Here is a 25,762-nt window from a genome sequence, read left to right as displayed (position 1 = left end):
TGGGCCAGCAGGTGGGAGCAGTTTGCTACTCAAGGCCACACAGTGCGGTGACAGGGTTATGGGGTGCACCATTGAGGCGTTACCGTGCACCGTCGCGGGGCTGTGCGCCGATCCCACAAAGGGTTTCTTTGCCGGGCTCTGGCTGATGCTAGCTGGCGTGATGAAGTTAAGCCTTAGTGTGGTTTTGCTGTGCTGTTTGGCGGCCGGCACGGCTTCGGCCAGCAATGATCGGCGTGAATGCAAGGAAGAATTGACCAAGCTCAAGGAGGCCTTCAGCACGGACTACACCAGCCAGAACCATCATGGTTACCGCAAGGCAAAGGCGTCGCGGGATAACGAGGAATATAAGAAATGCGCGAGCCAGGCGCGCAAAGCTCGCGAACGCGTGGAGCGTGCGGAGGATGCGTGAAGCTGTCTACCTGTGAAGGTTGACAGTAGACGGTGGTGCTCTCTCGACTTAGCGTTGGCCGAAACGAATGCTGTCAAAAAAGGAGACTGCCATGGGGATCACCAACGCAACCATTGCCAATGCCGAGGACTATCAGAGAGTTCTGAGCACCCACCACCCCGTGTTCCTGTTCCCTTGTCCTGCCTGCCCGGACGCGGTGGAGGCAGGAAAAAACTCAAGGGCTTTGGCGTCTACGAGGGCCAGGTAAAACGGCTGATGCGGACGTTTATGCGCTACGCAAACACGCACAAACGGCCGACATCATCCCTGCACAACCCCAAGCATCACCTACATGGCACACACCGGCTTAAATCGCAGGCGCACTAGCCATTAACAACACCTGCGTAACTCGCCGCTCCTCCACCGCCGCCACGGTAAGGCGCCAGCCTTCATGCTCCAGGCTGTCGCCGACCATCGGCAGGCGGTCCAGCAGGCTCATCACTAAACCTGCGAGGGTCTGATAATCGTCGGTGGCCACGGCCTTGAAGCCGGTGCGCTGGCGAATCTGGTTGAGGTTCAAGGCGCCATTGGCGCGAAAACCTTGACCTTCCTCGACGATATCCGGCCCTTCAATCTCGCTGGCATCCGGCAATTCACCGGCGATGGATTCGAGAATGTCGGTCATGCTCAACACGCCCATGAAATCGCCGAATTCGTTGATCACGAACGCAATGTGGGTGGATTCCTGGCGCATCTGCTCCAGGGCGTTGAGGATCGAAAAACTCTCCAGCAGGTTAATCGCACGGCGCGCCAGGTGTTCCAGGTTCGGCTCGTTGCCGGCCAGGTATTCCTTGAGCAGTTCCTTCTTATGCACGAAGCCTAATGGCTCATCAACGGCACCATTGCGGATCAACGGCAGCCGCGAGTAGGACGAATGCATCAGTTTCAGGCGAATAGTGTCGGGATCGTCCGCCAGATCGATACAGTCAACCTGCGCCCGTGGTGTCATCAAGGTGCGGATCGGCCGCTCGGCCAATTGCAGCACGCCGCTGATCATCACGCGCTCGCGTCGGTCGAACAGCGGGCCCTGGGTCGCGTCCGGCTCGCCCATCAGGTCGGCAACCTCGTCATCCATGCCCTCCACTGCCAGACTGCGACCGCCCAGCAAACGCATCACCGCATGCGCGGTACGCTGACGAACTGGCAAGGTGCCTTGCGCCGACTTCTTGCGACGGGCACGGGCAATCTGGTTGAACACCTCGATCAGAATCGAGAAACCAATCGCCGCATACAGGTAGCCCTTCGGAATATGGAAGCCCAAGCCTTCGGCAGTCAGGGCGAAACCAATCATCATCAAGAAGCCCAGGCACAGCATGATCACCGTCGGGTGCGCATTGACGAAGCGGGTCAGCGGCTTGCTGGCCACGATCATCAGGCCGATGGAGACAATCACCGCGATCATCATCACCGCCAGCTCATCGACCATGCCCACGGCGGTAATCACCGCGTCGAGGGAGAACACTGCGTCGAGCACCACGATCTGCGCCACGATCGGCCAGAACATCGCATACGCCACATTGCCCGAGCGCTGGGCCACATGGCCTTCAAGGCGCTCGTGCAATTCCATGGTGGCCTTGAACAACAGGAACACACCACCGAACAGCATGATCAGGTCACGGCCGGAGAAGCTCTTGTCGAACACCTCGAACAATGGCTGGGTCAGCGTCACCAACCAGGAAATACTCGCCAGCAAGCCCAGGCGCATCAACAGCGCCAGGGACAAACCGATCAACCGCGCCCGGTCGCGCTGCTCCGGCGGCAACTTGTCCGCCAGGATCGCGATAAACACCAAGTTGTCGATGCCCAGCACCAGTTCCAGCACAATCAAGGTCAACAGGCCGAGCCAGGCCGTTGGATCCGCTAACCATTCCATTTATAGAGTCTCGTAATAGATTTCAGAGTGCCAGACACGGCAAAGCGCGGTCAGTGGACCGGGACAATGTTAGCAGTCGGAATACGGGATGCTTTAGCGCAAACAGCGGCAGTGGGTGTCTTGGGGAAAGACGACCGGGAGGCTCCGAGAGGGTGTTCATGCAAGTCCTGAAATGACAAAAGGACTCAAATCCTACAACCCAAACCCAAATTCCCCACAACATAAAACTATTACAAGATCTGTAATCAACCCTCTCACCCCCACAGAAACCTGTGGGAGCCGGGCCTGCCCGCGATGCAGGCGACTCGGTCTATCAACAAGACCGAGGTGATGCTATCGCAGGCAAGCCAGCCCCCACACACGCCCGATCCCACATTTTAATCGGTGTTGAATCAGCTTTTACGCGTTGCATCATCCAACGCCAAAATCGTATGCGCATTCGTCACCGTGGTTGCGAGGGTATTAATCACCCCCGACCGCAACGCCCCCAGCGTCGCCGCCGCCTTGGTGTTCTCACTGGCAATCGCCACCACATCCGGGATGCGAAACAACTCCTGCACCGTCAACCCGATCACCCGCCCTTGAATCGCGTTGACCGCCGGCTGCCCGTGAATGTCGATAAAGTCATAGCCCATCATGTCGCCCACCGTACCGGACAACCGCGCCTGGGCGATTTCCTGCGGCGAGAACCAGCCCATGCGCACCATGTTGCTGTTTTCGCTCATATCGCCAATGCCAATCAGCGCAATGTCCGCCCGCCGCGCCCGGTCCAGGGTCGAGCGCACCGTGTCGTTATTGATCAACACCCCACGCAGTTCCGGGTTCGCCACCAGTGCCGGGGCGTACAGGCTTTCACTCTCGCCGCCAAAGCGCAGGGCCAGGCGGCGGCAGATATGGTCGGGGTTCATGTACTCGCCAGCCTTGAGCGAACCGCCGATAGCACAGACAAATGTGCAATTGCGCGTCACCGGCAAAAACACGTTGTCAGCCACCGCACCCACATTACGCCCCATGCCCACCGCGACGATCATGCCGTCACTCAGGGTTTTATTCAGGTAGTTGGCCACCAGGCTGGCAACGGCCGAGCGCTGGGTGTCGGGGTCGCTGTGGTCGACGGCGATCAACGCCCGGTCGAGCTTGAAGCGTTCCACCAGCGCCCGCTCCAGCTCGTTGTTCATCGCCGGGTGCTGCAACACGCGCACTTCGACAATCCCTTCATCGCGCGCACGCTTGAGCAGGCGACTGACCTTCGCGCGTGACAGGTCGAAGCGTTTGGCGATGGCTTCCTGAGTGACGTTCTCGAGGTAATAGAGCATCGCCACTTCGGTCATCTGATCGATATCGCTGGCGATGCGCTGGGTACTCTCACTCATGGGGACGGGCTTCCGTTTCGGCGTCAAAGGCGCATTCTCCCGACTCTTACCCCGCGCCGTCCACTACTGATGCCCATCACGCTCGATCGCATTGATGCGCGCCACCTTGGCCCCGGAACGCGCCGCCTCGAACTCCGATGCCAGGAACGAGGTGACGATGCTTTTGGCCAGCTCTGCGCCGATCACCCGCGCGCCGATGGACAGGATCTGCGCATCGTTGCTCTTGCGCGCCCGCTCCGCCGAATACGTGTCATGCGCCTGCGCAGCCCGAATGCCCAGCACCTTATTGGCCGAGATACCCATGCCTATCCCGGTGCCACACACCAGCACGCCCAGGCGCTGCTGCCCGGCATTGATGGCATTGGCCACCGCCAGGGCGATGTCCGGGTACAGCACCGGCGCGGTGGAGTGGGTGCCGAAGTCGGTCACCGGGTAACCCAACGCCTCGATATGGCGCTTCAACAGCTCTTTGAGCTCAAAACCCGCTTCATCGCATCCGATAGCCACCGGGAATGGTGTGTTCATGGCGTCTGGCTCCGCTGCCGTAATCGTATTTATGACTGATCATATGATCACTCAATGAAATTTCGCTCAGTCATTTCTCGGGTATTCCGCCCTTCCTGTCAAGCGAGTTTTAACTGACCTCGCAGTCAAAGCCCTATATAGGGGCGATGAGACCCCGCCAGATGAGATTTACACCTTTTAAGTGAAAGAGATTGACTGATCAGAATTTCATTTGATACACATATGATCACAGCAAAACATGACTGTGCGACCTAATAAGAATTCACAGCACGAGGACACGCCGATGGCCACGCCATTACTGCTCCAGGCTGAACACGTCGCCAAGGCTTACGCCGGGGTGCCTGCCCTGCGTGACGGGCGCCTCTCTCTGCGGGCCGGCAGCGTCCACGCGTTGTGCGGCGGCAATGGCGCAGGCAAGTCGACCTTCCTGAGCATCCTGATGGGCATCACCCAACGTGACGCCGGGAGCATTCTGCTCAACGGCGCACCCGTGCAGTTCAACCGCCCGAGCGAAGCCTTGGCGGCGGGGATCGCGATGATCACCCAGGAGCTGGAACCCATCCCTTATATGACCGTCGCCGAAAATATCTGGCTGGGCCGTGAGCCGCGCCGTGCTGGCTTCATCGTCGACAGCAAGACCCTCAACCGCCGCACCCGCGAGCTGCTCGACAGCCTGGAGTTCGACGTCGACGCCACCAGCCCCATGCACCGCCTGAGCGTGGCGCAGGTGCAACTGGTGGAAATCGCCAAGGCGTTCAGCCATGACTGCCAGGTGATGATCATGGACGAACCGACCTCGGCCATCGGCGAGCGCGAGGCGCAAACCCTATTCAAGGCAATTCGCCGCCTCACCGACCGCGGCGCCGGCATCGTGTATGTGTCGCACCGCTTAAGTGAACTGGCGCAGATCGCCGACGACTACAGCATCTTTCGCGACGGCGCCTTTGTGGAAAGCGGGCGCATGGCCGATATCGACCGCAACCACCTGGTGCGCGGCATCGTCGGCCAGGAACTGACGCGCATCGACCACAAGGTCGGCCGCGAATGCGCCGCCGCCACCTGCCTGCAAGTCGATAACCTGAGCCGCAACGGTGAGTTTCACGACATCAGCCTGCAACTGCGCCAAGGCGAAATCCTCGGCATCTATGGCCTGATGGGCTCGGGGCGCAGCGAATTTCTCAACTGCATCTACGGCCTGACAGTGGCGGACTCCGGCAGCGTCACCCTGCAAGGCAAGCCCATGCCCATCGGTTTGCCCAAGGCCACGATCAACGCCGGCATGTCGCTGGTCACCGAAGACCGCAAAGACAGCGGCCTGGTGCTCACCGGCAGCATTCTTTCCAACATTGCGCTGTCGGCCTACAAACGCCTGTCGAGCTGGTCGCTGATCAATGCACGCAAAGAAGCCCAGCTGGCGCAGGACATGGTCAAGCGCCTGCAGATCAAAACCACCTCACTGGACTTGCCGGTGGCCTCCATGAGCGGCGGCAACCAGCAAAAAGTGGTGCTCGCCAAATGCCTGTCGACCGAACCGGTGTGCCTGCTCTGCGATGAACCGACCCGGGGCATTGATGAAGGCGCCAAGCAAGAGATCTACCACTTGCTCGACCAGTTCGTACGTGCCGGTGGCGCGGCCATTGTGGTGTCGTCCGAAGCCCCGGAGTTGCTGCACCTGAGTGATCGCATCGCCGTATTCAAGGGCGGCCGGCTGGTGACCATCAGCACCGACACCGCCCTTTCCCAGGAAGCCTTGTTGAGTCTTGCCTCATGAATGCCAAAACCATTGCCCCACCCCTGACTGCCACGCCGCGCAATCGCCTGCGTTTGTCCCTTGACCGTTTCGGCTTGCCGCTGGTGTTTATCCTGCTGTGCGTGGTGATGGCGTTTTCCAGCGAATACTTCATGACCTGGCGCAACTGGATGGACATCCTGCGCCAGACGTCCATCAACGGCATCCTCGCGGTGGGCATGACCTACGTGATTTTGACCAAGGGCATCGACCTGTCGGTAGGCTCGATCCTGGCGTTCGCCGGGTTGTGCAGCGCCATGGTCGCCACCCAAGGCTACGGCCTGCTGGCGGCGGTCAGCGCCGGGATGTTTGCCGGGGCGATGCTCGGCGTGGTCAACGGTTTTATGGTCGCCAACCTGTCGATCCCACCGTTCGTGGCCACCCTCGGCATGCTCAGCATCGCGCGGGGCATGACCTTTATCCTCAACGACGGCAGCCCGATCACCGACCTGCCCGACGCTTACCTGGCGCTGGGCATCGGCAAGATCGGCCCGATTGGCGTGCCGATTGTCATCTTCGCCGTGGTCGCGCTGATCTTCTGGATGGTGCTGCGCTACACCACGTACGGGCGCTATGTGTACGCAGTAGGCGGCAACGAAAAGAGCGCGCGCACCTCCGGCATCGGCGTGCGCAAGGTGATGTTTTCGGTGTACGTGGTCTCAGGTTTGCTCGCCGGATTGGCCGGCGTGGTGCTGTCGGCACGCACCACCTCCGCCCTGCCCCAGGCCGGGGTTTCCTATGAGCTGGACGCGATTGCCGCCGTGGTGATCGGCGGTACCAGCCTGTCGGGCGGCACCGGCAGCATTGTCGGCACCCTGTTTGGTGCGCTGTTGATCGGCGTGATCAACAACGGCCTGAACCTGCTCGGCGTGTCCTCCTACTACCAGCAGGTCGCCAAGGGCCTGATCATCGTGTTCGCGGTACTGATCGATGTGTGGCGCAAGAAAAAACGCTAGTCGCTGTTCCTCAAAAAATGCACTGAACGACCCACAACAATAAGCGGAGTTCTCACCATGAAATCTGGAATGTCTTTGGCTGCTGTCGCGGCCCTCTCCCTGCTCGCCAGCAGTATCGCGTTGGCCGCCGATGGCAAGACCTACAAAGTCGGCGCAGCCGTCTACGGCCTCAAGGGCCAGTTCATGCAGAACTGGGTCCGCGAGCTGAAGGAACACCCGGCGGTCAAGGACGGCACCGTGCAGTTGACCGTGTTCGACGGCAACTACGACGCCCTGACCCAGAACAACCAGATCGAAAACATGGTGACCCAGCGCTACGACGCCATCCTGTTCGTGCCAATCGACACCAAGGCCGGCGTCGGTACCGTGAAACAAGCCATGAGCAACGACGTGGTGGTCATCGCCTCCAATACGAAAGTAGCCGATGCCTCTGTGCCTTACGTGGGTAACGATGACGTGGAAGGCGGCCGCCTGCAGGCCCAGGCCATGGTCGACAAGCTCAACGGCCGTGGCAACGTGGTGATCATCCAGGGCCCGATTGGCCAGTCGGCACAGATCGACCGGGAAAAAGGCGAGCTGGAAGTGCTGGGCAAGCACCCGGACATCAAGATCATCGAGAAAAAGACCGCCAACTGGGACCGCGCGCAGGCCATGACCCTCACCGAAGACTGGCTGAACGCGCACCCCAAAGGCATCAACGGCGTGATCGCGCAGAACGACGACATGGCCCTGGGCGCCGTGCAGGCCCTTAAGTCCCACGGGCTGACCTCCAAGGACGTGCCGGTGACCTCCATCGACGGCATGCCGGACGCGATCCAGGCGGCGAAAAAAGACGAAGTCACCACCTTCCTGCAAGACGCCCAGGCGCAATCCCAAGGCGCGCTGGACGTGGCCTTGCGCGCGTTGGCGGGCAAGGACTACAAGCCGCAATCGGTGATCTGGGAGCGCTATGCCAAGGACGTGAAATGGGCTGATGGCACGGCCAAAAACTACATCCTGCCGTGGGTGCCGGTGACCAATGCGAATGCGGATGCGCTGTACAAACAAGTCAGCGGCGGTAAGTAGCTTTCACCTTGAAATAAGGTCAAGTGTGGGAGCTGGCTTGCCTGCGATGGCATCACCTCGGTTTGGCTGAAAGACCGAGTCGCCTGCATCGCAGGCAAGCCAGCTCCCACATTGGATCAGCAGCGCTTTTGAAAGAGGAGTTATTCATGTCTGGATTCTGGAACCAAGCCTTCGACCTCACCGGCCGTTGCGCGGTGATCACCGGCGGCGCCGCCGGGATTGGCCTGGCCTGCGCCACCTTGCTGGCAGAGCGCGGCGCACGCGTGGCCTTGCTTGACCGTGACCCAGCGGTGGTTGAAGTCGCCGCCCGCCTGGGCGCCCAACACCTGGGCATTGCCGTCGACCTCAGCCAGATCGGCCAGGTACAACACACCATCGACCAGGTGTTCGAGCACTTCCAACGCCTGGATTACCTGATCAACAGCGCCGGCATCGTCCTGCTCGACAAGGCCGTCGATGTCAGCGAAAGCGCTTGGGACAGCACCCTGGATATCAACCTCAAGGCCAGCTTCTTCGTGGCCCAGGCCTGCGCCAAACACATGCTGGCCAACGGCGGCGGGCGCATCGTCAACCTCGCCTCGCAAGCCGCCGTGATCGGCCTGGACCGCCACGTCGCCTACTGCGCGAGCAAGGCCGCCATCGTCGGCATGACCAAGGTGCTGGCCATGGAATGGGCGCCGCAGATCAACGTCAACGCCATCTCCCCGACCATCGTCGAGACCGCGCTAGGCAAGAAAGCCTGGGCCGGTGAGGTGGGCGAACGGGCCAAATTGCAGATCCCGGCGGGCCGCTTCGCCCAGCCGGAAGAAATCGCCGGGCTGGCGTTGTACCTGCTCAGCGACGCAGCACAGATGATCACCGGCGCCAATATGGTGATCGACGGCGGCTACAGCATTCAGTAATTCATTTTTTTGTCGTGAGGTTTTGTCATGTCCACCGTCACCGAACGCACACCCGAACAACTCGCCCCGAGCATCCCGAAAACCATGCAGGCCGTGGTCTGCCATGGCCCGGAAGACTACCGCCTGGAAACCGTCGACGTGCCCACGCCCGGGCCTGACGAGATCCTCACCAAAGTCGAGCTGTGTGGCATCTGCATGGGCGATATCAAGACCTATCGCGGCGCGCCGTCGTTCTGGGGCGATGCCGAGCAACCGCGCTACGTAAAACCGCCGATGATTCCCGGGCATGAATTCGTCTGCCGCGTGGTTGCCCTCGGCCCAGGCGCGGAAAAACGTGGTGTGGCGGTCGGTGACCGGGTGATCTCCGAGCAGATCGTGCCGTGCTGGGGCTGCCGTTTCTGCAACCACGGCCAGTACTGGATGTGCCAGAAGCATGACCTGTATGGCTTCCAGAACAATGTGCAGGGCGCCATGGCCCAGTACATGATCTTCACCAAGGAAGGCATCATCCACAAAGTGCCGGAATCCATCGCCCCCGACGAAGCCATCCTGATTGAACCGCTGGCCTGCTCACTGCATGCCGCCGAGCGCGCGAATGTCGACCATGACGACATCGTGGTGGTGGCCGGTGCCGGCACCCTGGGCCTGGGCATCATCGGCGCCGTGCGCCTGCGCAACCCGAAAAAGCTGATCGTGCTGGACATGAAACCCGAACGCGCGGCCCTCGCCCTGCGCATGGGCGCCGACGAAGTGTGGAACCCGGCGGAAGTCGACGTGATGGCCAAAATCCGCGCGATCACCGACGGCTATGGCTGCGACATCTACATCGAAGCCACCGGGCACCACAAGGCGGTGAACCAAGGCCTGGCGATGCTGCGCAAGCTGGGGCGTTTTGTCGAATTCAGCGTCTTTAATGATGAGGCCACGGTAGATTGGTCAATCATCGGCGACCGCAAAGAGCTAGACATTCTGGGCTCACACCTGGGCCCGTACATGTACCCGCGCGCCATCGACTTTATCGGCAACCGCAAGATCGACATGCGCGACGTAGTGACCCACAAATTTGCGCTGGCGGAATTCAAGGAAGCGTTTGCGGTGATGGAGCGCGGGGACAAGTCGCTGAAGGTTGTGCTGGAACCCTGACCCCAGCCCCCACAGTTGATAGTTTGTTGCCCTATAAATAAGAACACAGTGGAGCGCGGGGACAAGTCGCTGAAGGTTGTGCTGGAACCCTGACCCCAGCCCCCACAGTTGATAGTTTGTTGCCCTATAAATAAGAACACAGGAACCCGCGTTATGAATCGAGTTATCAACGATCCGGACCAAGTGGTCGAGGACATGCTGCGCGGTATTCTGGTCGCGCACCCCGAGCTGCGCCAATACGAGTCCAACCCACGCGTTATCGTCAAAGCCAAGCCCTCGAACAAGGGCCACGTGGGCATTGTCACCGGCGGCGGTTCCGGCCATGAACCGGCGTTTCTCGGCTACGTCGGCCCAGGCTTGGTGGACGCCGTGGCCGTCGGGGAAATCTTCTCCTCGCCCACCGCCAAGAGTTTTTTCGACGCCTTCCGCGCCGCCGACCATGGCGCGGGCGTGGCCTGCCTGTATGGCAACTACGCCGGCGACAACATGAACGTAAAGCTGGCGATGAAGATGGCCGCCAGCAAAGACATGCGCATCCGCACCGTGGTCGCCAACGACGACGTGGCCTCCGCGCCCAAGGCCGAAATCGCCAAGCGCCGTGGCGTGGCCGGGGAAATCTTCATGTGGAAGATCGGCGGTGCCGCCGCCGCCCAGCATTATGACCTCGACGGAGTGATTCGCGTCGCGCAGAAAACCGTCGACCATTGCCGCTCGATCGGCATCGGCCTCACACCCTGCACCATCGCGGCGGTGGGCAAGCCGAACTTCCAAATTCCCGACGGCCAGATGGAGTTGGGCATCGGCCATCACGGCGAACCGGGCATTGAAGTGATCGCCATCGAATCCGCCGCTGCCATGGCCGAACGCATGCTCGCGCCGATCCTGGCCGACCGTGACTTCAGCCAGGACGACAGCGTGGTCGTGCTGGTCTCCGGCCTGGGCGCCACGCCAGTCATGGAGCTGTACATTTTCTACGCTGAGGTGGAACGCCAGCTCAAGGCCAAGGGCTTGAAGATTCACCGTTGCTACGTGGGCAACTACTTCACTTCCCTTGAGATGATGGGCGTGACCCTGACCCTGCTCGGCCTCGACGCCGAGCTTAAAACCCTGATCGACCAACCCTGCCGCTCCATCGGCATGACCCAGGCGGAGTGAACCATGAGCCAACATTTTTCCACCCATGACGGCAGCGCCATCGTCGCCGACTTGGTCAGCGTGATTGTGGCCAACCGCGAATACCTCAGCGAAGTCGACGGCGCGATTGGCGACGGCGACCACGGCATCAACATGGCCAAGGGTTTCGCCCATTGCGGGCGCACTATCGAGGGCCGGCAACTGACCCTGGCCGAAGCCCTGGACGAACTGACCCTGAGCCTGATGGAAGGCATCGGCGGCTCCATGGGGCCGTTGTACGGCAGCCTGTTTATCGGCATGGCCGACGAAGTGCGCGGCCGTGAAGACATCGACGCCGCGACCTTTGCCCACCTGCTGCGCGGTGGCCTGACCTCACTGCAAGACATTACCGAGGCGGGCGTGGGCGACAAGTGTTTGATGGACACCCTGATCCCGGCGGTTGAAGCCTTTGAGCGCGCGCATACAGGAGGCGCATCCTTCAACGATGCGCTGGACGCAATGAAAACCGCCGCCTCACAGGGGCGCGACTCGACCAAGGATCTGGTCGCGAAAATCGGCCGCGCCAGCCGTTTGGGCGAGCGCTCGCTGGGCGTGCTGGATGCCGGGGCGGTGTCGTGCTGCCTGATACTGACGCGGCTAGCGGATTCGGTTCAACCGTGACCTGCTGGATATACCGCGCCACCGCCGGCGCTTTCTCAAAGCGCCGGTGAATCAGCGACAGCCACGACGACGCCTCGCTGCCCTGAATACCGCGGTACACCACGCCCGGCAAACTCACATGCCCGACCATCGACGCTGGCACCACCGCCACGCCCTGCCCTAACGACACCAGCGCCACCACCGCAACCAACCCACCCGGCTGCGGCCCCAGGCGCGGGGCAAAACCGCCCTGGGTGGCGACGTGCAAGGTGCCGCTGATTTGCTCCGGCAGGATAAACGTCTCGTTTTGCAGGTGCTCGCAGCCAATGGCCTTGAGCCCCAGCAGCCAAGAATCCTGCGCCAGCGCCAACACAAACCCTTCGCTGTGCAGGCGCACGGCTTCCACACCGTCGGGCAGGGTCATGGGCGAGCGGATATAGCCGATGTCGTAACGCCCGTCCGCCACTGCACTCGGCAAGGTCGCCATCGCGCATTCGCGCACGTTCACGCTTACATCGGGAAACGCCTGGCTGAACGCTTGCATCTGCCGCTGCAACACACCGGAGTACACCGCCGAGGCCACGTAGCCCAACTCGATATGGCCGATCTCGCCACGCCCGGCGCGCTGGGCATTGCGCTGGGCAAATTCAAATTGGCGCACCGTGGCTTCGGCCTCAATCAACAACGCGGCGCCGGCTTCGGTGAGGCTGACTTCGCGTTGCTGACGGATAAACAAACGCGTGCCCAGGCTGGCTTCCATGTCCTGGATCTGTCGGCTCAAGGTCGGCGGCGCGATGCCTAGCTGCTCGGCGGCGCGGGTGAAATTGCGCTGACGGGCAACGGCCAGGAAGTAGCGGAAGTGGCGGATTTCCATCGCAGGATTAGCTCAAAGGTAATGAAGTGCTTCAGGCCAGCTAATAGAACGAGCTGCGGCTAGGGATAAGCTCAGCGTACCTCAACACTAGAGAGCCTTTGCGATGTTAGTCAACTGCCTTTCCCCTATTGCCCGCAAGGTAATTAAGCCATGAGCCGGGCCAGTCCGCGTTTGACGCTACTGACCGCCTCCGGCGTGTGTTCGCTGATAGTGCTCGACACCAATATTGTCGCCGTGACCCTGCCGAGCATCGCCCGCGACCTGGGCGCCAACTTCGCCGATATCGAGTGGGTGGTCAGCGCCTATATGCTCGCGTTCGCCGCCTTGTTGCTGCCGGCCGGCAGCATCGCCGATCGCTTTGGCCGCCAGAAGACGCTGATCTGGGGCTTGAGCATTTTCATCCTGGCCTCCCTAGGCTGCGGTGCGGCGCCCACTGCGCTACTGCTGGATGTCGCCCGCGCAGTGAAAGGTGTCGGCGCAGCCTTGTTGCTGACCTCCGCCCTCGCGTCCATCGGCCATACCTTCCACGATGAAGTGGAACGCGCCAAAGCCTGGGCGTTCTGGGGCGCGTGCATGGGCGTGGCGATGACCGCCGCGCCCACCCTGGGCGGCGTGATCACCGAATACCTGGGCTGGCGCTGGATTTTCTACCTCAACCTGCCCGTGGGCCTGGGCTTGATGGCGCTGGTGCTGCGTGCGATTCCAGAGTCGCGCGACACTCAGTCGGCGCGGCTTGATCCATGGGGCAGCCTGGCGTTCAGTGCGAGCCTGCTGTGCCTGATGTGGGGGCTGATCGAGGCCAATCGCATCGGCTGGGATAACCCGCTCACCTCTGCACGCCTGATCGGCGGCGCGGCGCTGCTGGGTGTGTTTGTGATCGTCGAGCGTGTGCAACAACGGCCCATGGTGGACTTGCAACTGTTTCGCCATCCGCGTTTTATCGGCGCCCTGCTCGGCATGTTTGCCTATGCCGGGTGCGCCCAAGTGATGATGACGTTGCTGCCGTTCTACCTGCAAAACGGCCTGGGCTTCTCCGCGATTGCTTCGGGCCTGGGCATGTTGCCGTTTGCGCTGACCATGCTGATCTGCCCCCGCATCGGCGCGCGGCTGGCGGGGCGCTTTGCACCGGCAACGATGATGGCGACCGGCTTGACCCTGGTCGGTTGCGGCAACCTGTTGAGCGCCTGGGCGGTAACGGCGGGCGGCTATCTGCCCTTCGCCCTGGCGATTGCCGTGACCGGCGCCGGTGCGGGCCTGCTCAATGGCGACACGCAGAAAAACATCATGGCCTGCGTGCCACGAGACCGCGCGGGGATGGCCTCGGGCATGAGCACCACCATGCGTTTCAGCGCAATCATGTTGGCTATCGGTGTGTATGGGGCATTGCTGAGCAGCCATAGTGAACAGCTGCTGCGTGCGAGCATCGATCCGCAGTGGCAGGCCCAGGTGGCGGGGATTGCATCGCGGGTGGTGGCAGGTGATATGCCAGCGGCGATGGGTGTGTTGCCGGAACCGGCGCGGGTGCAGGTGCAACCGCTGGCGCGGCAGGCATTTGTGGGTGGCTTCAGCGGGGTGTTGTGGGTGGCGGGGTTGTTGGGGCTGCTGGGGGCGTTGGTGGTGGGGACGTTAATGAGAAACCCGATTCCCTCAGTACAACAGTCTTCCAGACTGACTCAGAACTAAATGTGGGATTAGATCGCTCCCACGCTCTGCGTGGGAATGCCGCCCCGGACGCTCCGCGTCCAACCTGCCCACAGATCACCCCGCAAAGCGTGGGAACGATCGGTCGACTTACCAGAACCGCTGCTGGGTCAATCGGCTCCACCAGGTCAGCAGCACGCGGTCTACCGAGCCGCTGGCCGCCAGGCCCACTCGCTCCTGCAGGCTTTTACGCTCGGCATAGTGCAGGTGGTACACCTCGGCAGTCTTGGCCTTGGTGGCCAGGTATTCGTCGCTGGTTTGCAGCTCGTCGACCAGTTGTTTGTCGAGCGCTGCAACACCCAGCCACACTTCACCGGTCGCGACTTCATCAATCGCCAGCTGTGGGCGATAACGCGAGACGAAGTTCTTGAACAGCTGATGGGTGATGTCCAGGTCTTCCTGGAACTTCTCACGGCCCTTCTCGGTGTTTTCGCCAAACACGGTGAGGGTGCGTTTGTATTCACCGGCCGTCAGCACTTCAAAGTCGATATCGTGCTTTTTCAGCAGGCGGTTGACGTTGGGCAACTGCGCTACCACACCAATCGAGCCGAGGATGGCGAACGGGGCGCTGATGATCTTCTCGCCGATGCACGCCATCATGTAGCCGCCGCTGGCGGCGACCTTGTCGATGCACACGGTCAACGGCACGCCGGCCTGGCGGATACGCGCCAGTTGGGAGGACGCCAAGCCATAGCTGTGGACCATGCCGCCGCCACTTTCCAGGCGCAGCACCACTTCATCTTTAGGCGTGGCCAGGCTCAGCAGCGCGGTGATTTCATGGCGCAGGCTTTCGGTGGCAGAGGCCTTGATGTCGCCGTCAAAATCCAGCACGAATACCCGCGGCTTGGCCTCGGGCTTCTTCTTGCTGTTCTTCTTTTCGGTTTTGCTTTCGGACTTGCGCAGGGCCTTGAGCTGGTCTTTGTCGAGCAGGCTCGATTCCAGGCGCTCACGCAGGCCCTTGTAGAAATCATTCAGCTTGCTGACCTGCAACTGGCCGGCCGCTTTGCGACGGCCTTTGCTGCGCAGCGCCGCGAAGCTGATCAGTACCACCAAAATAGCGACCACCAGGGTGACGGTCTTCGCTAGAAAGCTCGCGTATTCAGCCAAAAAATCCATGTGTCTCCTTAACAATGCACGGCGCCAGGCGCGGATTGCCCAAGCATACCGACGCGATCGTCAGGCGACCAGTGCTCAAACCGCCAGCAGCCAAGCTGCTCTAACGCACTTTTAAAACAAGCGTATGTTTTTTCATTGACAGCTCGCAGGCATCCTCATAACCTCGCCAGACTTTCAACGTACCGGGAAAACGGACGTGGGCAGCATTTATTTGATTCGACATGGCCAGGCCTCCTTCGGTGCAGACGACTATGACGTCCTGTCGCCCGTCGGCGTGGAACAAGCGCAAGTACTCGGGCGCCACCTGGCCGACCTGGGCCTGACGTTCGACCGCTGCATCGCCGGCGACCTGCGCCGCCAGCAGCACACCGCCACGGCCGCGTTCGATCAATACAGCGCCCTGGGCCTGCCGGTGCCGCCTCTGGAAACCGACCCGGCGTTCAACGAGTTCGACGGCGAGGCCATCATCCGCGCCCTGCTCCCTGACTTGCTCGCCAGTGAACCCCACGCTGTGGAGGTGCTGCGTAATGGCGCGCAGAACCGCAGCGAGTTCCAGCGCATCTTCGCGTTGATCATCGAGCGATGGCTGGCCGGTACTTATGATCCACCGGGGCTGGAAAGCTGGTTGGGGTTTGTCGAGCGTTTACAAGGCGGCCTGCAACGAATTCTTGAAGCCGCCGACAGCTCGCACAAGATCGCCGTGTTCACCTCCGGCGGTACCATCACCGCCCTGCTCCACCTGATTACCCGGATGCCTGCCGCCCAGGCCTTCGAACTGAACTGGCAAATTGTTAACACCTCGCTCAACCAGCTGAAATTCCGCGGTCGCGAGGTGGCACTGGCTTCCTTCAACAGTCATACCCACTTGCAACTGTTGAAGGCGCCGCAGTTCATCACTTTCCGATGAATTGCGGCCAACCGTGACCCCAAGGTCACTGGACTCTACCTTAAAGGATCGAAACCATGACTGACGTAGCCAAAGCTGTAGAAGCAATGAAAGCCAAATTCAACCCAGCCGCTGCCGACGGCCTGGACCTGGTGTTCGGTTTCCGTATCGACGACACCCAGAACTTTTCGCTGGTAGTGAAGAACAACACCTGCGAACTGCTGGAAGGCGAAAACCCGGACGCCCAAGTGACCCTGGTCATGGACGGCGACACCATGAAAGGCATCGTTGACGGCTCCACCGACGGCATGCAAGCGTTCATGGGCGGCAAGCTGCGCACCGAAGGCGACATGATGCTGGCGATGAAACTGAGCGAGCTGTTCCCGGCCTGATAACGCCGCGCTCAAAAAAAATCCCGCCAATGGCGGGATTTTTCGTTCAGCCAGCCTCCCGATCAACGGGTGCCAGCGTTATCCATCTGTTCAAATGTGTCCATGTACGCGGGGTCATTACCATCGTTCTCACGAATGTAACGCGCTTCGTTCTCGTCGGTGATATCACCGGTATTGACGTCCAACCCAATCACGATCACCACCTTGTATTTACCCATCTGCAAATACATGTCGTAGAGGTCCTTGGGTTCGAGGCTAGCATTGCGAAACCGCGCGATAACATTCGCCATTGTCTACATCCTTGTCTTAAGGGGCGGCGAATTTACCTGATTCAAACCGTTGCCGGCAGGATTTTTTTGCATGCAATTTCTGAATCGATGCAGCGCCAATGTGGGTGCTGGCAAGCCAGCGCCCACGCCCGATTGCTGGTGACCGTTAAGTTTTCGGTTGCAACAACAACGCCACCAACGCACTCCACCCCGTCTGATGCGAAGCACCCAACCCCCGCCCGGTCTCGCCATGGAAATACTCATGGAACAACACCAGATCACGGCTGGCCGGGTCGGCCTCCAGTTGCGCATAGCCCGCCATCGACGGCCTGCAGCCATCCTCATCCCTTAAAAACAAGCGTGTCAGTCGCTGGCTCAGCCCGTCAGCAACCTCCTCCAGGGACGCCAGGTAACCACTGCCTGTCGGGTACTCCACCGAGAAGTTATCCGCGTAATACCGATGAAACTCACGCAGCGACTCGATCAGCATGTAGTTCACCGGCATCCACAACGGCCCACGCCAATTGGAGTTGCCGCCGTACAGGCGCGAGTCGGATTCCCCAGGCTGATAACGCGCGCACAACGTATCGCCATTCATCTTCAACGCCAGCGGCTGCTCGGCAAACGCCTTGGACAAAGAGCGCACACCAAAGGCCGACAGAAACTCATTGTCATCGAGCATGCGCCGCAACAGGTCCTTGGTGCGCTCGCCACGCAACAGCGCCAGCAACAGGCGATTGCCCTGCCCCGGCTCGTTCCAGCGCGACACCAACTTGGCCAGGTCCGGCCGGTGGTGCATGAACCCCAGCAAGCGTTCACGCAAGCCTTGCAAGCCCTCATGCTCGCGTTGCTCCAGCACCAGCACGGCGAACAGCGGCATCAGGCCAACAATGGAGCGCAGCCGTACCGGCTCGTTCTGGCCGTCGGGGCGGTGCAGTACGTCGTAGAAGAACAGGTCCTGCTCATCCCACAGCCCTTCGGCGCTGTCGTCGACGCGGTTAATGGCACCGGCGATATACAGGAAGTGCTCGAAAAACTTCACCGCAATGTCGACATACACCACGTTGCGCTTGGCCAGCTCCAACCCGATTCGCATCAGGTCCAGCGCATAGGCCGCGACCCACGCCGTGCCGTCGGCCTGATCCAGCTGGTAACCCGGCGGCAAGGTGGCCGAGCGGTCGAACAAGGCAATGTTGTCCAGACCGAGGAAGCCGCCCTGGAACAGGTTGCGGCCTTCGGCATCCTTGCGGTTGACCCACCAGGAAAAATTCAACAGCAGCTTATGGAAAATCCGCTCGAGGAAATCCATGTCGCCGACGCCGGTCAGCGCCTTATCCTGCTGATACACCCGCCAACTGGCCCAGGCATGCACCGGCGGGTTGGCGTCGTCGAAACGCCACTCATACGCCGGCAACTGGCCGTTGGGGTGCATGAAACGGTCCTTCACCAGCAGCAGCAACTGCTGCTTGGCATACCCAGGATCGATCAGCGCAATCGCCACTGCCTGGAAGCCTTGGTCCCAGGAGGCGTACCACGGGTATTCCCAAGTGTCGGGCATGGAGAGGATGTCGAAGTTGGACAGGTGCCGCCAATGGGTATTGCGGATATGCAGGCGCTCAGGCGGCGGCGCGGGCTGAGCCGGGTCGCCGTCGAGCCATTGGTTCACGTCGAAGTAGTAGAGCTGCTTGGACCACAGCAACCCGGCCAGTGCCTGGCGCTGCACATTGCGCGCGTCTGCATCGCTAATGCCGTGTTGCAAGGCCGCGTAGAAGTCATCGGCCTCTTGACGGCGCTGTTCGATCAGCTTGCGCGCATTGACCTGGGGCGCGTCCGTGGGCGCAAACCGCAGGTACAGGGTTTTGCTTTCCAGGCCTGCCAGCTCGAGGATGAAACGCGCGGCGACCTTGGTGCCGGCGTCCCGGCGAATCGCCGATTGCACGCCGCCTACCACGTAATCATTGATGCCGTCCTTGAACGGCCCAGGCGCCGGTTGCCCGCCCAGAGTGGGAAAGTTGCTCTCGTTTTCGCAGAACAACCATTCCACGCCGTCCTGGCCCCAGGCGCTAAGGTGGCGATCGGAAAGTTCATGATGCTGGGCCAGCACGTGCTCGCCGTCCAGGCGCAACTGCGGCTTGGGCGCATCGAAGGTCCAGCTCCAGTCATTGCGTGCCCACAGTTGGGGCAGCACCTGCAAACGCGTCGGCTGGTCCGAGCGGTTATGCACGGTGACCTTCATGAAAATATCATCGGGCTGATGCTTGGCGTATTCGACGCTGACATCGCAGTAGCGGTTGTCTTCAAACACGCCAGTGTCGAGGATCTCGTACTCGGCATCCTCAAGCCCGCGGCGCGCGTTCTCGGTGGTCAGGTCGGCGTAGGGAAAAGCCGCATGCGGGTATTTGTAGAGCATGCGCATGTAGGCATGGCTCGGTACGCCATCGACGAAAAAGTACAGTTCCTTGACGTCTTCACCGTGGTTGCCCTCGGCGTTGTTCAGGCCGAACAGGCGCTCCTTGATGATCGCGTCGCGCTCGTTCCACAGCGCCAGGCCCAGGCACCAGCGTTGCGCTTTGTCGCTGAAACCGGCCAAGCCGTCCTCGCCCCAACGGTAGGCGCGGCTGCGTGCATGTTCATGGGGGAAGTAGGCCCAGGCATCGCCGTCTGCGCTGTAGTCTTCGCGCACCGTGCCCCACTGGCGTTCACTCAAGTACGGGCCCCACTCACGCCAACGCTCAGCCTCTTGCGTTGCCAGGCGTTGGCCTTCAATCGTTTCAAGGATGTTGGTTACGGGCGTGGCCGTCATTGGGTCCTCCATCACTGACAAAGTGAGGGGCAGTGTAGAACCCATCCGTGCTGCGATGCACATGAAGTCTCATCCAGTCGCGCAAAAAAAGAGGCCGCTGATGAGGCGGCCTCCGCTTTTTCGACTGTGTAAAAGCACGCGCTTTCTTAGAAGATCGCGTAGGTATAGTTGAAGATCAGGCGCGTTTGATCCTGATCCGCAGTGCCGGTGTTGTGGCCGTGGTAAGTACCGGTGCGGAAGGTGGTGCCAAAGCCTTTGAGCGGGCCGGCCTGCACGACGTAATCCAGGCGGAAGTCGGTTTCGTTTTCTTTCTGATCAGGGCCACCAGCCACCTTGGACTTGATGTCCGTACCGTCCAGGTAAGCCACGGACGCTTTCAGGCCGGGTACATAGGCCTTGAAGTCATACGTGTACTGACCAAAGTTGACTTGCTCACCCGCACGGGAGAACTGGCCAACCACGGCGTCGGTGAACAGGTAGAAGTCGCTGCCGCCGGCACCTTGTTGTTGCGGGTCGGCGAGGCTGCCCTGGTTAACCCATACGAAGCCGCCATCGTCGCTTACGCCGATGTGGCCGAGCATCAGGCTGCTGCCGCCCAACTGGTAGGTGAACGCGGCGCTGTAGGTTTTGTTATCCACTTCGCCGGCGTGCTTGGCGTAGCCACCGTTGTTGTTGAACGCATAGCCGCTCTCGCCATTCTTGCCGTCGCTGGTGCTGTCGAAGTAGCGCAGATCAGTCTTGAACGACTGGTCATTGCCCAGCGGCAATACGTGGACCAGGCCGAAATAGTTCTGTTTGTAGAAGTCCTGCAGGTTGGCGTAGTAGTACTGCAACGTCAGGTTTTTCGCGATGGCGTTGTCGGACGAGCCGAACGGTTTGTAGTCCACACCACCGAACTTGAAGCTGTCGCTGTCACGCGTACCACCGGCCACACTCAAGCCCGTGGAGTTGCTCGAAGCACGGCCTTCGGCCTTGTTCAGCTCACCGCCGGTGAAGGTCACGTTAGGAATGTCGCTGGAGGTGAGGATGCCGCCGTCAAAGGTCTGCGGCGCAACACGGCTGTCGTTGGAGACCAGGATCGGCAGCACCGGGGCCAAACCGCCACCCACGTGCAACTCAGTCTGGGAAATCCGGAACTTCACGTTACCCGCCGCGCGGCCGAAGCTGTCGGCAGGCTCGGTGCCGTTGTTTTTGGTCGGGAAGAAGCTGTTGCCGTTCCCCGCCAGGCCTGGGCCAGCGGCGTGGCCGTCGCCACCATCAAGACGCAAGGCGCCGAACGCCATCACGTCGAAACCGACGCCAAGGGTGCCTTGGGTGTAGCCGGATTTGTAGTCGAAACGCAGCAAGGTCGCGGCTTCGCGCAGATCGTTGTTGGTCCCCGAGCGGTTATCTGCGCTGTAGTACATGGTCCGCGAACTGACCGCCGCATGGCTGTCTTCAACAAAGCCACTGTGACCTGTGCCCGTGCCCAGTGAGCCGAGCCCAAAATCATCCGCGCAGGCTTGTTGTGCGAGCAATGCGGCGGTGATGGATAACGCCAGTGTAGAAATTTTCATGTGTGACGGCCCCTAAACATTTTTTTATGTACGTTGTGTGCAAAACGGCGTTTTCATCCCTACAAACGTGACGATTGTTTCATGAGGACCGGGGCGCACCTCGTGAAGAATTTGTTAGGAAAGGGGCTGCGAAAATGAAATTTTGCCGTTGCCGTTTTTTGTCATATTCACGTCATCTCATTCATTTGCAGAATGAAGTCCAGAGGAATCTTCGTTTGCAAGCCGCCCCCAAGCTCAACAAAATCAGATGCAGGCCACGCTCATCACAATAGCCATCAGGAATTTTTCTATGCCAACCACCGCACATGTCAGCCCCGACGAGATCCGCAAAGGCTTCTCAAAGGCCATGTCCGACATGTACCGAGATGAAGTCCCGCTGTATGGGGCGTTGATGGCGCTGGTGGCCGAGACCAATACCCAGGTGCTGGCCAGTGATTCGAGCCTGGCCCGGCAGCTGCGCCGCACCGGCGAAATCGAGCGCCTGGACAAGGAGCGCCACGGCGCCATCCGCCTGGGCACTGCCTTTGAGCTGGCAACCATCGGCCGCCTGTTTGCGGTGATGGGCATGCAACCGGTGGGCTACTACGACCTGACCCCGGCGGGCGTGCCCGTGCATTCCACCGCCTTTCGCGCCGTGCATGAACGCTCGCTGCAGATCAGCCCGTTCCGCGTGTTTACCTCGTTGCTGCGCCTGGAACTGATCGAAAACCTCGAACTGCGCGCCTTCGCCGAAAGCGCGCTGGCTAAGCGCAAGATCTTCACCCCAGGCGCCTTGGCGTTGATCGAACAAGCCGAACGCGACGGCGGCCTCAACGCCCCTGATGCCGAAGAGTTCATCCGCCAGGCCCTGGAAACCTTCCGCTGGCACCACACCGCCACCGTGACCGGCCAGCAGTACCAGCAGTTGAGCGACCAGCACCGCCTGATCGCCGACGTGGTGGCCTTCAAGGGCCCGCACATCAACCACCTGACCCCGCGCACGCTGGACATCGACAAGGTGCAGGCCGCGATGCCCGGCAAAGGCATCACCCCCAAGGCCGTGATCGAAGGCCCGCCGCGCCGCCACTGCCCGATCCTGCTGCGCCAGACCAGCTTCAAGGCCCTCGACGAGCCCATCGCCTTCACCGACGCCCAAGGCAGCCACAGCGCGCGCTTCGGCGAAATTGAACAACGCGGTGTCGCGTTGACGCCCAAGGGCCGCGCCCTGTACGACCAACTGCTGAACGTCGCGCGCGATGAACTGGGGGCTTTTCCCAATGAGGCCAACGCCGCACGTTATGTGCACTTGATGGAGCAACACTTCACGGCCTTCCCCGACAACCACACGCAGATGCGCGAACAGGGCCTGGCCTACTTTCGCTATTTCGCCACCGAGCAAGGCCTGGCGGCACACGGCCAAGCCGATCAGCCGAAAACCTTGGAGGCGCTGATTGCTGCCGGCCACGTCGACGTGGAACCGTTGGTGTATGAGGATTTTCTGCCGGTGAGTGCGGCGGGGATCTTTCAGTCGAACCTTGGGGATGCGGCGCAAAGTCACTACGCGGCGAGTTCGAACCAGGCCGAATTCGAGAAGGCGCTGGGCCGCAAGACGATTGATGAGTTGAAGCTGTATGGCGAGACGCAGCAACGCTCTATAGATGAATGCACCCAAGCGCTACTGGCATGAAATGAGAGTGTCCGCCCGGCTCACCAGCGCAATCCTTGCGCCACAACAGTCCCCAGAGCCGGGTGGACGGGGCGCATCATAAACACGCAAAAGCGCGCTGTCCCTCAGGCAATTCTGAACAAATATGTCCGCGCCCCTGTAGGAGCGCGGGCGTTGATTTAGCCCAAGTGCTGCACAATCTCGTCTTTAACCAACGCGCTCCTCATCGCTGCCAGCTGCTTTTTCAGCAGTCACCACCAAGTCATCGACGGTTTTGTATTTATCAAAGAGCGCATTCAGATGGGGATTTTTTGCCCGGCGCTCGTCGACAGTTTCTTTACTCAAACCCAGGTCCTGCAACAGGTCGTGTTTCACTGGCATGGAGTACCTCCGCACGTTGATCAATGGCCTACGCTCTTGAAGCTAGCCCATTCCAAGGGGTCTTGTCATGTCTTGAGTCAATGCATCCCCGTTCGTCGCAAGGTGGGCGATGGGATCAAACCTTTGCCGCACCCTGCCCTCCACTGTAGATCGCCACCTGAGGGAGAACGGTTTTATGACTCACGCTGCCACTGCTGTCGACACCCAATGCATCAACACTATTCGCACCCTGGCCATGGATGCCGTGCAGAAGGCCAATTCCGGCCACCCGGGCACGCCCATGGGCTTGGCGCCGGTGGGCTACACGTTGTGGAGCCGGTTCCTGCGCTATCACCCCGAGCACCCCGACTGGCCTAACCGTGACCGCTTTGTGTTGTCGGTGGGGCATGCCTCCATGCTGCTCTACTCGCTGCTGCACTTGGCCGGCGTGGTGGAGATTGACGCCCACGGCAAACGCTCCGGCCAACCGGCGATCAGCCTGGACGATATCAAGCAATTCCGGCAGATGGGCTCCAAAACCCCAGGCCATCCCGAGTACCGCATGACCACCGGCGTTGAAACCACCACCGGCCCGCTGGGCCAGGGCTGCGCCAACAGTGTCGGCATGGCCATGGCCGAGCGTTGGCTGGGCCAGCGCTTTAACCGCGACGACAAGGTGCTGTTCGACTACAACGTCTACACCCTGTGCGGTGACGGCGACATGATGGAAGGCATCAGCAGCGAAGCGGCGTCGATGGCCGGGCACTTGAAGCTGGATAACCTGTGCTGGATCTACGACAACAACACCATCAGCATCGAGGGCCACACCGAGCTGGCATTCAGCGAGGATGTGATCAAGCGTTTCCAGGCCTACGGCTGGCACACCTTGCACGTCACCGACGCGAATGACTTGCAGGCCTTGAGCACGGCGCTGGAGACCTTCAAAGCGAATACCGGCGCGCCGACCCTGATTGTGGTCGACAGCGTGATCGGCTATGGCTCGCCGCACAAACACAACACCGCCGCCGCCCATGGTGAGCCGTTGGGCGCGGACGAAATCCGCCTAACCAAGGCCGCCTACGGCTGGCCCGAAGACTCCAATTTCCTGGTGCCCGACGAAGCCCGCAGCGTTTTGCGTGACGCCCTGCTGGAGCGCAGCAAGCCGTTGTATGAAGAGTGGAATGCGCGGTTGTCACAGCTGGAACAGTACGAACCGGAACTGGCGGATGAACTGCGCCGCATGCGCGCAGGCGAAATGCCCGAGCAGTGGCAAAATGAGCTGCCCAGCTTCGACACCGACGCCAAGGGCGTGGCCAGCCGTGCCGCCGGTGGCGAGGTATTGAATGCCTTTGCCCAGCACATCCCCTGGCTGCTCGGCGGTTCGGCGGACTTGTCGCCTTCAACCAAGACCAACCTCACCTTTGACGGTGCCGGGCGTTTCAGTGCTGACGACTACAGCGGTCGCAACCTGCACTTCGGCATCCGCGAGCACGCCATGGGCGCGATTGCCAATGGCATGGCGCTGTCCTACCTGCGGCCGTACACCTCGACGTTCTTGGTGTTCAGCGACTACATGAAACCGCCGATCCGCCTGGCGGCGATCATGGAGTTGCCGGTGGTGTTCGTGTTTACCCATGACTCGATTGGCGTGGGTGAAGATGGGCCGACGCATCAGCCTATCGAGCATCTGACGCAACTGCGTGCGACGCCGGGGTTGCTGACCTTACGGCCAGGCGATGCCAACGAAACCCTGGAGTTGTGGAAGGTCGCCCTGGCGCAAACTCATCGGCCGAGTTGTGTGGTGTTGTCGCGTCAGGCATTGCCGACGTTGGACCGTACCCAATATGCGGCGGCGTCTGGCGCGGCCAAGGGCGCTTATGTGTTGGCGGGTGCTGACAAGCCGAAGGTTCTGCTGTTGGCGACGGGCAGTGAAGTCAGCCTGGCGGTGGCGGCGTATGAGCAGTTGAAAGGCCAAGGGATCGCGGCGCAAGTGGTGTCGATGCCGAGCTGGGAGCTGTTTGAAGAACAGGACCAGGCTTACCGCGACAGCGTGTTACCGCCGGCGGTGAAAGCGCGCGTGGTGGTGGAACAGGCCGGGCCATTGGGTTGGGACCGGTATGTCGGGCAGACCGGCGCCAAGGTGGTGATGAACAGCTTTGGCGCGTCGGCGCCGTTGGCCAAGTTGCAGGAGAAATTTGGGTTTACGGTGGAGAATGTGGTGAAGCTGGCTAAAGAGCAGATTCAACTGACTCAACACTGATCAAAGACTGTGGGAGCTGGCTTGCCTGCGATGGCGGGCTGTCAGTCGATACT

Annotated in this window: 20 protein-coding genes and 2 pseudogenes; 13 read left to right on the top strand and 9 right to left on the bottom strand. The window is 60.8% G+C overall.

All coding sequences use genetic code 11. The features are described from left to right. The first annotated feature begins 160 nt into the window (after positions 1-160). On the top strand, positions 161-409 hold the full coding sequence (locus tag GJU48_RS10070; RefSeq protein WP_094951636.1) for a hypothetical protein: 249 nt from the start codon (positions 161-163) through the stop codon (positions 407-409). Between the two features lie 346 nt (positions 410-755). Here GJU48_RS10070 and GJU48_RS10065 read toward each other — a convergent pair whose 3' ends face one another. The 3 genes from GJU48_RS10065 to rpiB form a co-directional block, all read right to left on the bottom strand. Then, positions 756-2,321 (bottom strand): TerC family protein, encoded by a 1,566-nt coding sequence (locus GJU48_RS10065; RefSeq protein WP_094951638.1) that lies wholly within the window; start codon positions 2,319-2,321, stop codon positions 756-758. Positions 2,322-2,713: 392 nt separating this feature from the next. Then, entirely contained in the window at positions 2,714-3,694 is a 981-nt protein-coding gene (locus tag GJU48_RS10060) for a sugar-binding transcriptional regulator (RefSeq protein WP_094951639.1), read from the bottom strand. A 63-nt stretch (positions 3,695-3,757) separates the two neighbouring features. Continuing rightward, a complete protein-coding gene (gene rpiB, locus GJU48_RS10055; RefSeq protein ID WP_094951640.1) occupies positions 3,758-4,219 on the bottom strand; it encodes a ribose 5-phosphate isomerase B in 462 nt (153 codons plus the stop codon). 283 nt (positions 4,220-4,502) lie between these two features. On the opposite strand from rpiB, the gene GJU48_RS10050 reads away from it, so the two are divergent. The 7 genes from GJU48_RS10050 (at position 4,503) to dhaL (ending at position 11,868) form a co-directional block, all read left to right on the top strand. Then, positions 4,503-5,990 (top strand): sugar ABC transporter ATP-binding protein, encoded by a 1,488-nt coding sequence (locus tag GJU48_RS10050; RefSeq protein ID WP_094951641.1) that lies wholly within the window; start codon positions 4,503-4,505, stop codon positions 5,988-5,990. Continuing rightward, positions 5,987-6,964: an ABC transporter permease gene (locus tag GJU48_RS10045; protein WP_094951642.1), complete on the top strand. Its 978-nt coding sequence runs from the start codon at positions 5,987-5,989 to the stop codon at positions 6,962-6,964. Before GJU48_RS10050 ends, GJU48_RS10045 begins: the two co-directional genes overlap by 4 nt. 57 nt (positions 6,965-7,021) lie before the next feature. Beyond that, complete coding sequence (locus GJU48_RS10040; RefSeq protein WP_094951643.1) at positions 7,022-8,029, top strand: substrate-binding domain-containing protein; 1,008 nt, start codon at positions 7,022-7,024, stop codon at positions 8,027-8,029. A 146-nt stretch (positions 8,030-8,175) separates the two neighbouring features. Continuing rightward, on the top strand, positions 8,176-8,931 hold the full coding sequence (locus tag GJU48_RS10035; RefSeq protein WP_094951644.1) for an SDR family oxidoreductase: 756 nt from the start codon (positions 8,176-8,178) through the stop codon (positions 8,929-8,931). A gap of 27 nt (positions 8,932-8,958) precedes the next feature. Continuing rightward, positions 8,959-10,074: an MDR/zinc-dependent alcohol dehydrogenase-like family protein gene (locus GJU48_RS10030; protein WP_094951645.1), complete on the top strand. Its 1,116-nt coding sequence runs from the start codon at positions 8,959-8,961 to the stop codon at positions 10,072-10,074. A 153-nt stretch (positions 10,075-10,227) separates the two neighbouring features. Continuing rightward, entirely contained in the window at positions 10,228-11,229 is a 1,002-nt protein-coding gene (locus GJU48_RS10025) for a dihydroxyacetone kinase subunit DhaK (protein ID WP_094951646.1), read from the top strand. Positions 11,230-11,232: 3 nt separating this feature from the next. Next, the gene (dhaL, locus tag GJU48_RS10020) at positions 11,233-11,868 is read left to right on the top strand and encodes a dihydroxyacetone kinase subunit DhaL (RefSeq protein ID WP_155295975.1); all 636 of its coding nucleotides are present in this window, start codon (positions 11,233-11,235) and stop codon (positions 11,866-11,868) included. On the opposite strand, the pseudogene GJU48_RS10015 reads toward dhaL, so the two are convergent. Then, positions 11,867-12,721: pseudogene (locus tag GJU48_RS10015) on the bottom strand (LysR family transcriptional regulator); the annotation flags it as partial. The gene dhaL and the pseudogene GJU48_RS10015 overlap by 2 nt on opposite strands. Positions 12,722-12,871: 150 nt before the next feature. On the opposite strand from GJU48_RS10015, the gene GJU48_RS10010 reads away from it, so the two are divergent. Continuing rightward, complete coding sequence (locus tag GJU48_RS10010) at positions 12,872-14,404, top strand: MFS transporter (protein WP_094951649.1); 1,533 nt, start codon at positions 12,872-12,874, stop codon at positions 14,402-14,404. A 108-nt stretch (positions 14,405-14,512) separates the two neighbouring features. On the opposite strand, the gene sohB is transcribed toward GJU48_RS10010, so the two are convergent. Then, positions 14,513-15,538: a protease SohB gene (sohB, locus tag GJU48_RS10005; RefSeq protein WP_094951650.1), complete on the bottom strand. Its 1,026-nt coding sequence runs from the start codon at positions 15,536-15,538 to the stop codon at positions 14,513-14,515. 196 nt (positions 15,539-15,734) lie between these two features. Between sohB and GJU48_RS10000 the strand changes: the two genes are divergently transcribed. Both GJU48_RS10000 and GJU48_RS09995 read left to right on the top strand, forming a co-directional pair. Next, entirely contained in the window at positions 15,735-16,445 is a 711-nt protein-coding gene (locus tag GJU48_RS10000) for a histidine phosphatase family protein (RefSeq protein WP_094951651.1), read from the top strand. Positions 16,446-16,501: 56 nt separating this feature from the next. Then, a complete protein-coding gene (locus tag GJU48_RS09995; protein ID WP_048730219.1) occupies positions 16,502-16,816 on the top strand; it encodes an SCP2 sterol-binding domain-containing protein in 315 nt (104 codons plus the stop codon). A gap of 62 nt (positions 16,817-16,878) precedes the next feature. Here GJU48_RS09995 and GJU48_RS09990 read toward each other — a convergent pair whose 3' ends face one another. The 3 genes from GJU48_RS09990 to GJU48_RS09980 form a co-directional block, all read right to left on the bottom strand. Then, on the bottom strand, positions 16,879-17,106 hold the full coding sequence (locus GJU48_RS09990) for a hypothetical protein (protein WP_155295974.1): 228 nt from the start codon (positions 17,104-17,106) through the stop codon (positions 16,879-16,881). A 145-nt stretch (positions 17,107-17,251) separates the two neighbouring features. Further along, on the bottom strand, positions 17,252-19,888 hold the full coding sequence (locus GJU48_RS09985; RefSeq protein ID WP_094951653.1) for an MGH1-like glycoside hydrolase domain-containing protein: 2,637 nt from the start codon (positions 19,886-19,888) through the stop codon (positions 17,252-17,254). Between the two features lie 146 nt (positions 19,889-20,034). Further along, on the bottom strand, positions 20,035-21,444 hold the full coding sequence (locus GJU48_RS09980) for an OprD family outer membrane porin (protein WP_094951654.1): 1,410 nt from the start codon (positions 21,442-21,444) through the stop codon (positions 20,035-20,037). A gap of 289 nt (positions 21,445-21,733) precedes the next feature. On the opposite strand from GJU48_RS09980, the gene hglS reads away from it, so the two are divergent. Next, a complete protein-coding gene (gene hglS / locus GJU48_RS09975; protein WP_094951655.1) occupies positions 21,734-23,110 on the top strand; it encodes a 2-oxoadipate dioxygenase/decarboxylase HglS in 1,377 nt (458 codons plus the stop codon). 158 nt (positions 23,111-23,268) lie between these two features. On the opposite strand, the pseudogene GJU48_RS24865 reads toward hglS, so the two are convergent. Beyond that, positions 23,269-23,470, bottom strand: a pseudogene (locus tag GJU48_RS24865) (hypothetical protein). A gap of 175 nt (positions 23,471-23,645) precedes the next feature. On the opposite strand from GJU48_RS24865, the gene tkt reads away from it, so the two are divergent. Continuing rightward, positions 23,646-25,709: a transketolase gene (gene tkt, locus GJU48_RS09970; protein WP_094951657.1), complete on the top strand. Its 2,064-nt coding sequence runs from the start codon at positions 23,646-23,648 to the stop codon at positions 25,707-25,709. Positions 25,710-25,762: the final 53 nt, after the last annotated feature.

It is taken from the genome of Pseudomonas sp. IB20 (genome assembly GCF_009707325.1).
In the GTDB taxonomy this organism is placed as follows: Bacteria; Pseudomonadota; Gammaproteobacteria; order Pseudomonadales; family Pseudomonadaceae; genus Aquipseudomonas.
Note: the sequence above shows the minus strand (reverse complement) of the source record. Positions and strands in the feature narration are given on the sequence as shown.

Excerpts from the sequence above, each read along its gene's own strand:
- GJU48_RS10070 (WP_094951636.1), top strand. The coding sequence starts at position 161 with ATGAAGTTAAGCCTTAGTGTGGTTTTGCTGTGCTGTTTGGCGGCCGGC.
- GJU48_RS10065 (WP_094951638.1), bottom strand. The coding sequence starts at position 2,321 with ATGGAATGGTTAGCGGATCCAACGGCCTGGCTCGGCCTGTTGACCTTG.
- GJU48_RS10060 (WP_094951639.1), bottom strand. The coding sequence starts at position 3,694 with ATGAGTGAGAGTACCCAGCGCATCGCCAGCGATATCGATCAGATGACC.
- rpiB (WP_094951640.1), bottom strand. The coding sequence starts at position 4,219 with ATGAACACACCATTCCCGGTGGCTATCGGATGCGATGAAGCGGGTTTT.
- GJU48_RS10050 (WP_094951641.1), top strand. The coding sequence starts at position 4,503 with ATGGCCACGCCATTACTGCTCCAGGCTGAACACGTCGCCAAGGCTTAC.
- GJU48_RS10045 (WP_094951642.1), top strand. The coding sequence starts at position 5,987 with ATGAATGCCAAAACCATTGCCCCACCCCTGACTGCCACGCCGCGCAAT.
- GJU48_RS10040 (WP_094951643.1), top strand. The coding sequence starts at position 7,022 with ATGAAATCTGGAATGTCTTTGGCTGCTGTCGCGGCCCTCTCCCTGCTC.
- GJU48_RS10035 (WP_094951644.1), top strand. The coding sequence starts at position 8,176 with ATGTCTGGATTCTGGAACCAAGCCTTCGACCTCACCGGCCGTTGCGCG.
- GJU48_RS10030 (WP_094951645.1), top strand. The coding sequence starts at position 8,959 with ATGTCCACCGTCACCGAACGCACACCCGAACAACTCGCCCCGAGCATC.
- GJU48_RS10025 (WP_094951646.1), top strand. The coding sequence starts at position 10,228 with ATGAATCGAGTTATCAACGATCCGGACCAAGTGGTCGAGGACATGCTG.
- dhaL (WP_155295975.1), top strand. The coding sequence starts at position 11,233 with ATGAGCCAACATTTTTCCACCCATGACGGCAGCGCCATCGTCGCCGAC.
- GJU48_RS10010 (WP_094951649.1), top strand. The coding sequence starts at position 12,872 with ATGAGCCGGGCCAGTCCGCGTTTGACGCTACTGACCGCCTCCGGCGTG.
- sohB (WP_094951650.1), bottom strand. The coding sequence starts at position 15,538 with ATGGATTTTTTGGCTGAATACGCGAGCTTTCTAGCGAAGACCGTCACC.
- GJU48_RS09995 (WP_048730219.1), top strand. The coding sequence starts at position 16,502 with ATGACTGACGTAGCCAAAGCTGTAGAAGCAATGAAAGCCAAATTCAAC.
- GJU48_RS09990 (WP_155295974.1), bottom strand. The coding sequence starts at position 17,106 with ATGGCGAATGTTATCGCGCGGTTTCGCAATGCTAGCCTCGAACCCAAG.
- GJU48_RS09985 (WP_094951653.1), bottom strand. The coding sequence starts at position 19,888 with ATGACGGCCACGCCCGTAACCAACATCCTTGAAACGATTGAAGGCCAA.
- GJU48_RS09980 (WP_094951654.1), bottom strand. The coding sequence starts at position 21,444 with ATGAAAATTTCTACACTGGCGTTATCCATCACCGCCGCATTGCTCGCA.
- hglS (WP_094951655.1), top strand. The coding sequence starts at position 21,734 with ATGCCAACCACCGCACATGTCAGCCCCGACGAGATCCGCAAAGGCTTC.
- tkt (WP_094951657.1), top strand. The coding sequence starts at position 23,646 with ATGACTCACGCTGCCACTGCTGTCGACACCCAATGCATCAACACTATT.